Origin of the sequence: Streptomyces sp. M-16 (assembly GCF_052114405.1) — a bacterium.
Lineage (GTDB): Bacteria > Actinomycetota > Actinomycetes > Streptomycetales > Streptomycetaceae > Streptomyces.
Genome location: NZ_JBFRER010000040.1, coordinates 1 through 13,221, shown reverse-complemented (window position 1 = coordinate 13,221; position 13,221 = coordinate 1). Strand labels below are relative to the sequence as shown.

Below are 13,221 nucleotides of genomic sequence, written 5' to 3'. Positions count from 1 at the left end.
GCCGTAGGCTCCGGCGGTGAACAGCCGTCACCACCAGGGGATCACACGATGACCATCCACCGTCCGGGCCTGCCCGGGGACCTTCCTCCCGCCGAGCTGCTGTGGGCCCGCTGGGCCCTGGTCGCCGTACTGGAGGCGAACACCGAGGCCGAGGGCCGCAGCGTCCACCGCACCGGCCACTGGATCGACTCGGCCGGTCTCCACCTCGACGACTGCGGTTCCACCTGCTGGACCCTGGCCGCGCTCGGCGGTGGACGGTACGCCCTCTACGGCGAGGACGAGTCCAGCGGCGTCAAGTGGCACGAGCCGGCCGTCGACATGCTCGCGGGCGGACCGGACTGGCTGCCGTACGAGACCCTGCGCGATCTGCTCCAGGGCTGGGAGCTGGGCTGCGTCTACTGGTACGAGAACGGCGCCTGGGCCCGCGCGCCCTACCCGCAGGGCCTGGGCGACGACGGCCTGGACTGCGGCATGAGCCGCTTCACGGTGCGCGGGGAGGTGCTGGGCCTGCTCGACGGGGTGGGCGAGGACTGCTCCTGCGGCCTCGACGGCGACCGCGCGCCGTCCCCGCAGGGTCGCCCCGGGGCCGCCGACCTGCTCGACGCCGCGGTGGAGCACCGGCTCACGCCGCCGCTGCTGCGGGCGCTCGCCGCCGACTGCGGCTGCGGCGGGTGGGACCTGGCGGCGATGCACCGCGCGCTGGAGCTGTCCGGGCTCTCCGACGGCGTGCCCGTACCGGCCCGGCCGGTCCCGGCCGGGCAGGAGGTGCGCGGTGCGCGGCCCCGCGGGGGTGCCGAGCCCGCGGTCAGAGGGTGATCCAGTACCGCCGCTTGGGTCCGACGAGGGTGTCGCGGACGTCCTCCAGGACGCCGCCGCCGCGCTCGATGGTGCGCACGGAGGCCTCGTTCCCGGGATCGCAGGTCAGCAGGACCCGGTCCATCCCGAGGACGCGCGCCTCGTGGAGGACCTCGCGCAGGGCCCAGCCCGCGAGCCCGCGCCCGCGGGCGGAGGGGCGGACGCCGTAGCCGATGTGGCCCCCGGCGTCGAGGAGGAAGCCGTTGAGGTAGTGGCGCAGGTCGATGGCGCCGAGGTAGGTGTCGCCGTCGGCGATCCACCAGTACGTCGCGTGGACGCGGCCCTGCTCGATCGGCGCCGTACGGTCCCCGTAGCCGTGCAGCCGCCGGGTCCAGGCGGCGAAACCCTCCGGGCTGTCCACGTCGTCCTCGCGGCCCAGGCCGGCGCCGTCCATGTGGGCGTCCGGCCCCCACTCCTCCTGGGCGGAGAGCCAGGAGGCCCGGAGACGGGGGGTGGGGGCGATCAGCTCGGGCATGCCCAGGACGGTAACAGTCGGATGATCCGACCGTTCAATCCGGCCGCACCCGGCCGACCCGGCCGGACCCGGCCGGCCGGGCCGCGCCGGCCGGTGCGGCCGGGTCCGGCCGCCGGATCAGCGTCCCGGACCGTAGGCGGCCCACCGGGTGAGGGCGAAGCCCCCGCCCTCCGCGCGGACCTCCACGGCTCCCCGCCCGCCGAAGTGCGCGGGTACGACCAGTTCGCGTTCGGCGGCGGCACGGGCGAGGATCCGGCGGCGGGTGGCGGCCGCCTGCGCGGGGTCCATGCAGAAGCAGCTGTTGTGGGAGGGGTCGAGGATCTGGACCGGGCTGTGCAGGAGGTCACCGACGAAGACGGCCCGCTCGCCGCCGGAGTCCAGGCGCAGCACCGAGGAGCCGGGGGTGTGGCCGGGGGCGGCTTCGAGGGAGAGGTGCTCGTCGATGCGGTGGGAGCCCTCCCAGAGGACGGCCTGGCCGGCCCGGTGGACGGGCGCGACGCTGTCCTCGTAGATCAGCCGGTCGTCCTCCCGGACCCCGTCGCCGTAGCCGCCCCGCGGGCCGAAGTGGAAGTCGTCGGCGGCCGGCAGGAGGTACCGGGCGTTGGGGAAGGTGGGCACCCACTCCCCCGCCTCGTCCCGGGTGTTCCAGCCGACGTGGTCGCCGTGGACGTGGGTGTTGACGACCACGTCGACCTCCTCGGGGCGGACCCCGGCACGGTCGAGGGCGCCGAGGAAGTCCCCCTGCCAGTGGTGGAAGCGCGGCGAGCCGGGCCGCTCGCGGCCGTTGCCCACCCCGGTGTCGATCAGGACCGTACGGCCACCGCTGCGCAGGACCCAGCTCTGCAGGGCCACCACGGCGAGGTCCTCCTCCGGGTGCCAGTGGTCGGGCGCCAGCCAGTCCTCGTTCTCCTTCCACATCCGCTCCCCGGACGTGGGCACGAGCCCGAGCGAGGGGACGAAGGGCCCCTGCCACTCGACGACCCGGATGACCTCGACGTCTCCGAACACCATGCCCTGCTTGCTCTCGTTCTCCATGGACTCGACTCTATGGAGGGCTGGTTGAGTGGCTCAATGCCCCTTCGGCTCATGTGGATACGCATGCGTCTCACGTCTTGACGCCTGTGGGTAGCCTGGCGGGATGGACGTGGTGAGCGACGCTATCTCGGCCGTACGCATCGGGCGGCCCTCCTCCGACCGGATGCGGATCGGCGGCAGGTGGTGCGCGCGCTTCGCACCCTACGAGGGCGCCGGGTTCCACGTGGTGCTCCAGGGCAGCTGCTGGCTGCTGCCCGACGGCGGCGCACCGGTCGCCCTCGGTACGGGTGACGCGGTGCTGCTGCCGCACGGCGCGGGGCACGTGATCGCCGACGGGCCCGCCGACGCGGAGGCCGTGGCGCGGGCGGTGCCGTTCGAGGAGGCCGTGGCGCGCGTGCGGGGGCGCGAGCCGGCCCTCGACCCTGGGGACGGGCCGGGGGCGGTGGAGATGCTGTGCGGCAAGTACCGGCTCGACCGGAGCCGGACCCATCCGCTGATGGCCGAACTCCCGCAGGTCGTCCACCTGCCGAACCGGGTCGGCAGCCACCCGGAACTGCGCTCCGCCATCGACCTGTTGGGGCGGGAGATGGACGAGCGACAGCCCGGCGCGTGCATCGCGGTGCCCAGCCTGCTCGACCTGCTCCTCGTCTACATGATCCGCTCCTGGGTGGTCGCCGAGGGCAGCCCGGGGACCTGGCCGGCCGTCCTGGGCGACCCGGTCACGGCCGCCGCGCTGCGGGCGCTGCACTCGGACCCGGCCGCCGCGTGGACCACCGAGCGGCTGGCCGCCGAAGCGGGGGTGTCGCGCCCCACCCTGGCCAGGCGGTTCACCTCCCTGGTCGGCCGCCCGCCGATGGCCTACCTCACCTGGTGGCGGCTGAACCTCGCCGCGACCCTGCTCAGGGACTCCGACGACCCCCTGGCCACCGTCGCGCGCCGCGTCGGCTACGCCACCCCGTACGCCCTCTCGCACGCCTTCAACCGCGAGTTCGGCACCACCCCCGGCCGCTACCGCACCCTGGCGGGGACGGCCTGAGCGCACGGACCGCCGCCCGGTGGGGGCGGTGGCCGTGGGCACCACAGCCGGGGGCGGGAGTGTGGGGGCGGGCCACATCGGAACGGGGCGCCCGGGGCTCTAGCGTGCGGTGCATGACAAGCGGATTCACCACCGCACTCGGTGGAACGGCGGGCGGGGGCGCGGGAGCCGACCTCGCGGGGCGCGTGGCGATGGTGACCGGTGGGGGCGGGGGCATCGGGCGGGCCTGCGCGGTGGCGCTGGCCGCCGCGGGGGCCCTCGTACACGTCGTGGACGTCGACGCGCGGGCCGCCGCGGCGGTGGCGGAACAGGTCGGGGGGCGGGCCCACACGGCCGATCTGGCCGACCCCGCCGCCGTCGAGGGGCTGCCCTCGGCGGTCGACGTCCTCGTCAACAACGCCGGGCTTCAACACGTCTCGCCCATCGAGGAGTTCCCGCCGGAGCGGTTCGAGACGCTGCAACGGGTGATGGTCACGGCCCCGTTCCTGCTGCTGCGCAGGACCCTGCCGCACATGTACGGGCGCGGCTGGGGGCGGGTGGTCAACATCTCCAGCGTGCACGGGCTGCGGGCCAGCCCCTTCAAGTCCGGCTACGTGACCGCCAAGCACGCCCTGGAGGGGCTCAGCAAGGTCACCGCCCTCGAAGGGGCCGCGCGGGGGGTGACCAGCAACTGCGTGAACCCGGGGTACGTGCGCACACCGCTGGTGGAGCGGCAGATCGCCGCGCAGTCGGAGGCCCACGGCATCCCGCCGGAGCGGGTCGTCGGGGAGGTGCTGCTGCGCGGGTCCGCGATCAAACGGCTGATCGAACCGGAGGAGGTGGCGTCGGTCGCCCTGTGGCTCTGCGGCCCGCACACCGCCCACGTCACCGGCGCGTCCTTCCCGATGGACGGCGGCTGGACCGCCGCGTGAGGCGGGGCGCGGGCGGGGACGCGGGGACCGGCGCCGGCCTCCGCGCCGGTGTCAGCGGACCCAGCCGCCGGTCAGTTCCAGGACGGCGGACCCGTCCGCGTCGGCGAGCTTCGGGGCCACGAACGCGCGGGCCCAGTCCGAGGTCTGCACCCGGAACGGGGGCCGCTCGGCGGTCAGGGCGTCCACGACCGGGCGGGCGGCCTCGGCCGGGGTCTGGGCCGCGGCGAAGGACTGCGTCGTGCGCGCGATGTAGTTCTGGAGGGCGTCGCCGTACGGGCCCGCCGCGGCCACCATCGCCGGCACGTCCACGCCGATGCTGGCCACGAACTCGCTGGCCACCGCGCCGGGCTCGACGACGGTGACGTCGACGCCGACCGTGGCCGCGACCGGGGCGAGGGACTCCATGAATCCCTCGACGGCGAACTTGGCCGCGCAGTAGGACTCGTTGAAGGGCTGACCGACGACGCCGCCGACGCTGGTGACCGTGATCACGCGCCCCCGGGAGGCGCGCAGGTGCGGCAGGGCCGCGCGGGTGACCTGGACGACGCCGAAGAAGTTGACCTCCATCGTGGCGCGCACGTCGTCGATCGTGTCCTGCTCGATCGTGCCGACCCGGCCGGCGCCCGCGTTGTTGACGACCGCGTCGAGGCGGCCGTACCGCGCGAGCACCTCCTCCAGGCAGGCGTCGATGGAGGCGGCGTCGACCACGTCCAGGCGCATGACGTCGACGAGGCCCTCGACCCCGGCCTCCGCGGCCGCGGCGCGCAGCGGTGCGGCCTTGCCGGTGTCGCGCATGGTGGCGACGACCTGCCATCCGGCCTCGGCCGCGGCCACCGCGGCGGCCAGGCCGATGCCGGAGGAGGTACCGGTGACGAGGACGGTACGGGCGGGGGTGTTCGGCGTGGTCATGGGGCGCTCCGGGGGTGGGACGGGGACGGCACCGAGGGACGGGCCGGTGCGCGCAGGTTTATGTGCGTGCACACACACCATAGAGATATGTGCGCGCACACGCAAACGGGTAGGCTCCCCCCATGGCTCGTACCGACCTCACCATGGGTGAACTGACCCCTCGCGATCATGCCTTCTACGGTCTGATCTGGGCGGGCACCACGCTCTCGGCCCGCATCGACCAGGCCCTGTCCCGGGCCCACGAGCTGCCGCTCTCCTGGTTCGAGGTGATGCTCTGGCTGAGCGCGCAGCGCGAACCGGTCGCCGCCTCCGCCCTGGGCTCCAAAACGCTCCTCAGCCGCAGCCAGGTCTCCCGGGTGGTCGACCAGCTCCAGGCACGGGGCCTGGTGGAGCGCCTCCCCTCCCCCACCGACGCCCGTTCCGTCTCCGTCGCCCTCACCCCCGCCGGGCGCACGGCCTTCGCCGAGGCCGACGCCACCCGTCGCGAGGCCCTGCGGGAGGTCTTCGACGAACGGCTCGACGACGAGGACATCCGGGCCCTGGAAACCGTCTGGGCCAAGCTGAAGGCCAAGTGAGCAGGGGGGGTGGACCCGGCCCGGTGCGCCGGCGGACTCCCGGACCCGCCGTGCCGCACCCGTGCGCGGTCCTGCGCATGTCCCCCGGGGCCCGACTTGACTCTCTTGTGCGGATTCTGAAGAGTCGGCGCATGAACGACAACCTGCTCGCCCTCCCCGTCCTCGAACAGCTCGCCCCGTCGATCACCCGCCGCCGGATCGGCGAGATCCCGCTCGTGGTCGTCGACCACCCGCGCGTCCGGGGCGCGGTCAGCCTCCAGGGGGCCCAGCCGATCGCCTGGCAGCCCGCGGGATCCGCACCGGGGCTGTGGCTGGGCGAGCGGAACGCCTGGGTGGCGGGGACCCCCGTGCGGGGCGGAGTGCCCCTGTGCTGGCCGTGGTTCGGCACCGTCGCCAAGCCCTCGCACGGCTTCGCCCGGACCCTCGACTGGGACCTCGTGTCACACGACACGACCGAGGACGGGGTCGTGCTGGTGTTCCGGCTGGAGGCCTCGGACGTCACGCGCGCCCTGTGGCCGCACGAGTTCACGCTGACCACCCGGATCACGCTCGGCGAGACCTGCGGCATCGAGGTCGAGGCGAGCGGCGAGCACCGGAGCACGGCCGCCCTGCACACCTACCTGCAGATCGGCGACCTGGGCGAGGCCGAGGTCTCGGGACTCGGCAAGCACTACCGCGACAACCTCCTCGCTTCGGACGTGTCCGACGCCGGCGGCGCGGTGACGCCCACGGACCACATCGAACGGGTCTACCCGGAGCCGGACGAGGTCGCCCTCGTCACCGACCGGGCCCTCGGCCGGGCCGTCGAGATCGCCCACCACGGGGCGAGCGACGTCATCGTCTGGAACCCCGGCCCCGAACTGGCCGCGGGCATGGCCGACCTGACGGACGAGGACCACCGCCACTTCCTGTGCGTGGAGACGGGCCGCGTCAACACCCCGCTGGAGGCCGCGCCCGGCCGCCCCGCCCGCCTGGGCCTGACCCTGCGCCTGCTCCCGGCCTGACGCCGAGCGGCCCGTGCCGGCCGGTCTCCTCGACCCCGGGGGCCGGCCCCCCCGGGATGGTCAGGCCGACAGGGCCGGGGCGAAGAGGCGGGCGACCGATTCCTCGCGGTGCAGGGCGGCTTCCAGGTCCTCGGCGACGTAACAGAGCATGACGCCCTTGCGGTGGGTGTTGTAGGCCGCCAGGATCACCGCGCCGCGGCGGGTCGCGGGGTCGTACAGGTGGCCGGAGTCGCGCAGCCGGGTCAGCGCGCCGGCGAAGGAGGGCGTCTCCCAGCCCTCGGGCCAGACCCGCTCCAGCAGGATGCGGTCGGTGCCGAAGCCGGGGCCGACGACGCGTTTGCCGACGATCTCGTAGATGTGGGTGGAGCCGGTGGCGCGGCCGTTGTGCTCGGTGAAGAGGACCTCGCCCTCCGGGGTGACGACGGCGTCCGCGCTCAGGACCCCGCGGTAGCCCAGGGCGTGCAGGGCCAGGCAGAGCCGTCGGCCGCCCTCGACGAGGCCGTCGAGCTGCGCCTCGTCGAGGTCGGGCGCGGGCATGACCTGGGCGTCGGGCAGGGGACGGTAGCGCATCTCGCCGTGGCCCCCGAGCCGTACGCCCCCGTCCGAGATCCAGAACTCCGCGAAGTAGGCGCGGCTGCCGGGGTGGTAGCGCTCGACGACGACCCGGTGGCGGCCGCCTTCGGTGAGCCAGTCCCAGCGCTCGTCCAGATAGGCGTCGAGCGCCTCGGAGTCGGCGAGGACGCGCAGGGTGCGGGCGCCGCGCAGGGCGAGTCCCGGGGTGCGGCTGAGGATCTCGTTGCCGTCGCTGCCGGAGCCGTAGTCCTGTTTGAGGATGACGGGGCTGCCCTCGTCGAGCAGGCGGGTGACGTGCCGGTGGGCGCGCCGGCGGTCGGCGCACACCGCGCCGTCGGGCAGCGCGACCCCGGCTCCGGCCGCCAGGGCGCGGAAGGCTGCCTTGCTGCTGCCGATCAGGCCGCCGCTCTGGGTGAGGAAGCCGTGCCCTTCGAGGGCCTCGGGGCAGCCGAGGGCGTCGGCGAGGTCGGCGACGACCGCGTCGGGCCACAGGGCGAACACCTCGTGCACCGGACGGCCGGCGAAGGCCTGCCGCAGGGTGGCCAGGAAGCGCGGGTCGGCGAGGCGGTCGGCGGTGAGCGCCCCGGCCCCGAGCCGGCCGGGGGGCGGCACGACGACGGTGAGGGAGGAGCGGCGGGTGCCGGTGAGGGAGGTGACGTAGGCGAGGAACTCCTCCTGCGGTGCCACCGGCAGCACGAGGACGTCTCCGTCCCGGGCGAACCACACCAGCCGCTGGACCGCCCAGCCCGTCCTTCCCGTCGGCTCCGCCAGTTCCTCGCTCCAGTCGTTTCCGACGAGAAGTCGCACGTGCCCGTACCTCCAAGGGCGCCGTCTCTCTCGGGGCGCCGGTCTGCATTTCGCCGGGGACGATCGAATTCTCGGAAGCGGCACGACGGACCGTCAAGACCGCCTCCCCGCAGCCGCATTCCCCGCGCACCGCGATCAGGACAGTGATTGTCTGGCCGGATTCCGTTCCTTGTCGGCCTCCGGACCGATTCCTACCATCGGCAGGGAACACCTACCGGACTGAGCATCGATTCCAGGAGGGAGGTGGATCATGGAGCGCGAGATCGTGTGGACCGAGATCGAGGAATCGGACCTCGCCGCCGTCGTCTCGGCGAGCAACGTCAAGGACGGGCCGACCGTATCGTCGAGCAACGTCAAGGACCGCTGATTTCCGGGCCCGCGGACAGCGGGCGCGCCGGGCCTCTCCCCGCCCGGCACCACCAGGGAGAGGCCCGGTGTCCACCGCGCACCCGGCCCCCCGAGGACCGGCGACGGGGTGCGCCGGTGAGGAGGAGTCTTGGCAGGTGGCCGCGAACTGCCCCTGATCGGCCGGCCCGTCTTCCCGGGGGACTGCGTCCCGCCCAGACCCCTGCGGATCGCCCTGGTCAACATGCCCTGGGCGCGCACCGACACCCCGTCGATCCAGTGCGGGCTGCTCCAGTCGGTGCTCACCTCCTTCGGGCACGAGGCGCGCAGCGTCTACCCGAACCTGGACCTGGCCGCCGTACTGGGACCGAAGTTCTACGAGGTCATCACCGAGGCTCCGTCCGAGCGGGTCCACCTTTTCGGCGAATGGCTTTTCGGCACGGCCGCATTCGGGGTGACGGGGGACGAGGAGGAATACCGGAGCCGTTTTCCGGAGATCGCGGAAGTGTGTTCGGCCACGGGTACCGACTGGGAGTTCGTGACGGAACTGCGCCGGGTCCGGCTGCCCGCGTGGATCGACGAGATCGCGTCCCGTGACCTGTGGGACGGATTCGACATGGTGGGATTCACCTCGACGTTCATGCAGAACGTCGCGGCCCTGGCTCTGGCCCGGCGGCTGAAGGAGGCCCRGCCCGGACTGGTCGTGGTGTTCGGCGGCGCCAACTACGACGGCGACATGGGCCCCGAGTACCTGCGGCACTTCCCGTTCATCGACTACGTGGTCGTCGGCGAGGGCGATGTGACGCTGCCCCGGCTCGCCGCCGCCGTGGCCCGCGGCGAACCGGGCACCGGCCTGCCCGGCGTCGGCGGGCGCGACGGGCGGGGCCGGGTCGGGGTGCCGGCGCCGGCCACCCGGATCACCGGGATGGACGCCCTCCCGGTGCCCTCGTACGACGACTACTTCTCCGCCGTCGAATCCCTCGGGCACGGCAACGTCATCGGGACCAACACCCAGCGTCTGCTGGTGGAGTTCTCGCGGGGCTGCTGGTGGGGCGAGAAGCACCACTGCACCTTCTGCGGACTCAACGCCCTGGGCATGCAGTACCGGGCGAAGTCGCCGCGCCGGGCCCTGGCCGACCTTGAGGAGCTCATGCGGCGCCACCGCGTGGTCGCGGTCGACGCCGTCGACAACATCCTGGACATGGCCTACCTGGGAACGCTCTGCGCCGACCTGCGCGTGGCCCCGTGGGACACGGCCCTGTTCTTCGAGGTGAAGGCGAACCTCACCCGGGAACAGGTGCGGCTGCTGGCCGAGGCCGGGGTGTGGAAGATCCAGCCGGGTCTGGAGAGCCTGAGCAGCCACGTCCTGGGCCTGATGCGCAAGGGCTCCTCGCGCCTGCTGAACGTGCGGCTGCTCAAGTGGGCGCACCACTACGGCGTACGGGTCGACTGGAACCTGCTGACGGGCTTCCCCGGGGAGACCGACGAGGACTACACGGGCCAGGCCGAACTGGTGCCCCTGCTCACGCACCTGGAGCCGCCCGCCGGGGTGGGCCGCATCTGGCTGGAGCGGTTCAGCCCCTACTTCACGGACCCGTCGTTCGGGATGACCGAGGTCACCCCCAAGCAGGCCTACCGCTTCGCCTATCCGGTCCCCGGACTGGACCACGAGCGGATCGCCTACTTCTTCGACTACGAGGCGCGGGAGGTCTCCTCCCCCGAGGCCGTGGCCGTCCTGGCGAAGGCGGTCGAGGGCTGGCAGCGGTCCTGGGAGTCGGCCGACCGCGCGGTCCTGGCGTACCGGCGCGGGCCGGGCTGGCTCACCCTCTTCGACACCCGGGGCGGCTGCCGGCGCAAGGCGACCCTGGAGGGGTGGCGGGCGGACGCGTACGAGCGCTGCGGCGAGGCCCCGCGCAGCGCCGCCCGGCTCCACCGTGAACTGGCCCCGGCCGCCGGGGGCGGGGGGACCGGCCCCTCCCCGCAGGAGGTGGAGGAGTTCCTCCGGTTCACCGTCCGGCACGGCATCTGCCTGGAGGAGGACGGGAAGTACCTGTCACTGGCCCTTCCGCTGCGCACGGGCCTCGGGCGCGGGGCGGAGGGGACCGGCCGGGACGCCGGCTGAGGGGTCCGCAGGGGCGGCCGGAATGCGTCGGGCGCCGTTGCGGGTCCCGAGCCGCCCGTGCCACGATGCGGGGCCTTCGGACGATCGAGCTCCCCTCCCCCGGAACGAGCGGGCCGCCCGGCGCCCGTCGCCCGCCCGCCGCGCCGTCCGGCCGACGAAAGGGCTGCCCATGCGCGAGGACACCGGTCCGGACACCGACGATCCGGCCTACGAACGCTTCCACTTCCTGGTGAACGCCCCCGCGCTGTTCAACGCGGTGGTCGCCGCCGTCGAGCTGGACGTCTTCCGGTACCTGGCGGGCCGCGGGTCCGCCGCCTTCGAGGAGATCCGGGAGTTCACCGGTCTGCCCGCCCACCAGTTGCGCGTGCTGCTCCACGCGGTGTGCACCACCGGCCTGCTCGAACGCCACGACGGCGGCTACGCCAACTCCCCGGTGGCCGCGAACCTGTTGGTTCCGGACGGCCCGGACGCCTGGCGGCACATCCTCACCGGCTGGAAAGAGGTGTACTACCCGGCCTTCGCCCGGACGGGCGAGGCCCTGCGGGCCGGTACCAACACGGCGCTCGACGCCCACCCCGGAACCGAGCCCACGCTCTACGGGAGGCTCGCCCACGATCCGCCGCTGGAGGCGGTGTTCCACCGCGCGATGAGCGCGTTCACCCTCAAGAGCGTGGACGCGCTCATCGCGCACGAGGGCTTCGCCGGCGTCCGCGCGCTGCTGGACGTGGGCGGCGGTGACGGCACGACCAGCACCCGTCTCACGGCCCGGTACCCGCGGCTCACCTCGACCGTCTTCGACATCCCCAGCGTCTCGAAGATCGCCGAGGGGACGACCGCGCCCGGCTTCGGCGAGCGGGTGCGCGTGCACCCCGGCGACCTGTTCGCCGATCCCTTCCCGCCCGGACACGACGCCGTGCTCTTCAGCCACGTCCTGGAGATCTTCTCCGGCGAGCAGATCACCGCGCTGCTGGCCAAGGCGCACTCCGTGCTGCCGTCCGGCGGACGGGTGTTCGTGTACGGGTACAACGTCTCCGACGACGAGACGCGCGGCTGGTACTCGGCGCGGCTCTCGCTCTACCTCAACGTCCTCGCCAGTGGGCAGGGCATGGCCTACCCGGCCCGCGACTACGAGCGCTGGATGACCGAGGCCGGTTTCTCCGGTGTCCGGACCCTGACCGGATTCCCGTACGAGCACGGACTGACCGTCGGAACGAAGGCCTGATGCACCGCACCACCACTCCCGCTCCCTCCCCCGCGACCGCTCCCGGACCCGGTGTCCCCGACACCCGCTCGGCCGCCCGCTACCTGCTCTGGATCGCCTCCCGGCACCGCCGGACCGTGCTGCTCGCCACCGGCTTCGGGGTGGCCTGCACGATGTCCCAGGCGCTGATCCCCGCGGCGGTCGGCCGGGCCCTCGACCTCGGGCTGATCCCGCGCGACCGGCGGGCCCTGGTCCTGTGGGCCTCGGTGGTGCTGCTGCTCGGGGTGGTCCAGGCCCTGACCGGGATGGTCCGCGACCGGGGTTCCACCGCCAACCGCCTGGGCGCCTCGTACCTGACCACCCGGCTGCTGGTCCGCAAGTCGGCCGAGCTGGGGACGGAACTGCCGGGCCGGGTCTCCACGGGCGCCGTGGTGGGCGCCGGCTCCCTCGACGTGGGCCGGCTGGGCACGGCCCTGGAAGGGACCGCCCGGGGGGCCGGCGCGGTGGTGGCCATCGCGTTCGTGGCGGTGTTCATGCTGGCCTCCTCCTGGCGCCTGGGGCTGGTGGTCCTCGCCGGGGTACCGGTGATCGCGGCCGTCGTGACCTGGCTGATGCGGCGGCTGCACGACCGGCAGGCGCGGCTTCGCGAGCGCCAGGGCGCGCTCACGGACCTGTCGGTGGACATCGTCGACGGGCTGCGCGTGCTGCGCGGGATCGGCGGGGAGGCGGTGTACGGGCTCCGCTACCGGGAGGCCTCGCAGCGGGTGCGGGCCGAGGCCGTCTCCGTGGCCGGGGTGCAGTCCAGCATCGCGCTGTGGCGGCTGCTGCTGCCCGGACTGCTGGTGACCGCGGTGGTGTGGCTGGGCGCCCGCCAGGTGCGGGCCGGCACGATCGAGCCGGGGATGCTGGTCTCCTTCTACGGGTACGCGGTCCTGCTCGCCGATCAGCTGCGGCAGGTGACGGTGATGGTGGACCAGCTGACCCGGGCGGGGGTCGCGGCCGGACGGGTGACCGCGTTCCTGCGGCTCGCCCCGGAGCTGCGGCCGGGACCCGACGTCCTGCCCGCGGAGACCGGCGGGGCCGAGCTGCGCGATCCGGAGTCCGGGCTGGTCGTCCCTGCCGGGCGGCTGGTGGGGGTGGTGTGCGCGGACGGGGACGACGCCCGGCTGCTCGCCGACCGGCTGGGCCGGCACCGGGAGAGCCGGGTCACGTACGGCGGCCGGGCGCTGGAGGGGTTCGGGCTGGACGGCGTACGCCGCCGGATCCTGGTGGTCGGCAACGACGACGCGATGTTCTCCGGGCCGCTGGCCGCCGAGCTCGATCCGCGCGGTCCCGCCGGCGCCGGTGGCTCCGGCGGCGACGGCTCCCCCGGC

General features: G+C 74.0%; 13 protein-coding genes. 9 read left to right on the top strand and 4 right to left on the bottom strand.

What is annotated here, in order from left to right; all coding sequences use genetic code 11:
* Positions 1–48: 48 nt before the first annotated feature.
* On the top strand, positions 49–816 hold the full coding sequence (locus AB4039_RS19830) for a hypothetical protein (protein WP_442271368.1): 768 nt from the start codon (positions 49–51) through the stop codon (positions 814–816).
* Here the strand turns inward: AB4039_RS19830 and AB4039_RS19825 are convergent.
* On the bottom strand, positions 806–1,330 hold the full coding sequence (locus tag AB4039_RS19825) for a GNAT family N-acetyltransferase (protein WP_266846039.1): 525 nt from the start codon (positions 1,328–1,330) through the stop codon (positions 806–808). The two genes, AB4039_RS19830 and AB4039_RS19825, sit on opposite strands and share 11 nt — an antisense overlap.
* Positions 1,331–1,447: 117 nt before the next feature.
* Positions 1,448–2,365 (bottom strand): MBL fold metallo-hydrolase, encoded by a 918-nt coding sequence (locus tag AB4039_RS19820; RefSeq protein WP_442271367.1) that lies wholly within the window; start codon positions 2,363–2,365, stop codon positions 1,448–1,450.
* Between the two features lie 103 nt (positions 2,366–2,468).
* On the opposite strand from AB4039_RS19820, the gene AB4039_RS19815 reads away from it, so the two are divergent.
* Entirely contained in the window at positions 2,469–3,401 is a 933-nt protein-coding gene (locus tag AB4039_RS19815; protein WP_442271366.1) for an AraC family transcriptional regulator, read from the top strand.
* A 113-nt stretch (positions 3,402–3,514) separates the two neighbouring features.
* A complete protein-coding gene (locus AB4039_RS19810) occupies positions 3,515–4,312 on the top strand; it encodes a 3-hydroxybutyrate dehydrogenase (RefSeq protein WP_442271365.1) in 798 nt (265 codons plus the stop codon).
* Positions 4,313–4,363: 51 nt separating this feature from the next.
* Here the strand turns inward: AB4039_RS19810 and AB4039_RS19805 are convergent, their stop codons facing one another.
* Complete coding sequence (locus AB4039_RS19805) at positions 4,364–5,221, bottom strand: SDR family NAD(P)-dependent oxidoreductase (protein WP_442271364.1); 858 nt, start codon at positions 5,219–5,221, stop codon at positions 4,364–4,366.
* A 122-nt stretch (positions 5,222–5,343) separates the two neighbouring features.
* On the opposite strand from AB4039_RS19805, the gene AB4039_RS19800 reads away from it, so the two are divergent.
* Together AB4039_RS19800 and AB4039_RS19795 are read left to right on the top strand one after the other, a co-directional pair.
* A complete protein-coding gene (locus AB4039_RS19800) occupies positions 5,344–5,796 on the top strand; it encodes a MarR family winged helix-turn-helix transcriptional regulator (protein WP_266846034.1) in 453 nt (150 codons plus the stop codon).
* 131 nt (positions 5,797–5,927) lie between these two features.
* Positions 5,928–6,800 carry a D-hexose-6-phosphate mutarotase gene (locus tag AB4039_RS19795; protein WP_442271363.1) on the top strand — a complete coding sequence of 291 codons (873 nt, stop codon included), beginning with the start codon at positions 5,928–5,930 and terminating at the stop codon, positions 6,798–6,800.
* Positions 6,801–6,860: 60 nt separating this feature from the next.
* Here the strand turns inward: AB4039_RS19795 and AB4039_RS19790 are convergent, their stop codons facing one another.
* On the bottom strand, positions 6,861–8,180 hold the full coding sequence (locus AB4039_RS19790) for a peptide ligase PGM1-related protein (protein WP_442271362.1): 1,320 nt from the start codon (positions 8,178–8,180) through the stop codon (positions 6,861–6,863).
* Between the two features lie 250 nt (positions 8,181–8,430).
* Between AB4039_RS19790 and AB4039_RS19785 the strand changes: the two genes are divergently transcribed.
* The 4 genes from AB4039_RS19785 to AB4039_RS19770 all read left to right on the top strand — a co-directional run.
* Positions 8,431–8,547, top strand: coding sequence for a pheganomycin precursor (locus AB4039_RS19785; protein ID WP_211117217.1), 117 nt, complete (start codon positions 8,431–8,433; stop codon positions 8,545–8,547).
* 129 nt (positions 8,548–8,676) lie between these two features.
* Positions 8,677–10,647, top strand: coding sequence for a RiPP maturation radical SAM C-methyltransferase (locus AB4039_RS19780; protein WP_442271361.1), 1,971 nt, complete (start codon positions 8,677–8,679; stop codon positions 10,645–10,647).
* 169 nt (positions 10,648–10,816) lie between these two features.
* The gene (locus AB4039_RS19775; RefSeq protein ID WP_266846030.1) at positions 10,817–11,869 is read left to right on the top strand and encodes a methyltransferase; all 1,053 of its coding nucleotides are present in this window, start codon (positions 10,817–10,819) and stop codon (positions 11,867–11,869) included.
* On the top strand, positions 11,869–13,221 hold a 1,353-nt coding region (locus tag AB4039_RS19770; protein ID WP_442271360.1), incomplete at its 3' end, for an ABC transporter transmembrane domain-containing protein. The genes AB4039_RS19775 and AB4039_RS19770, both read left to right, overlap by 1 nt.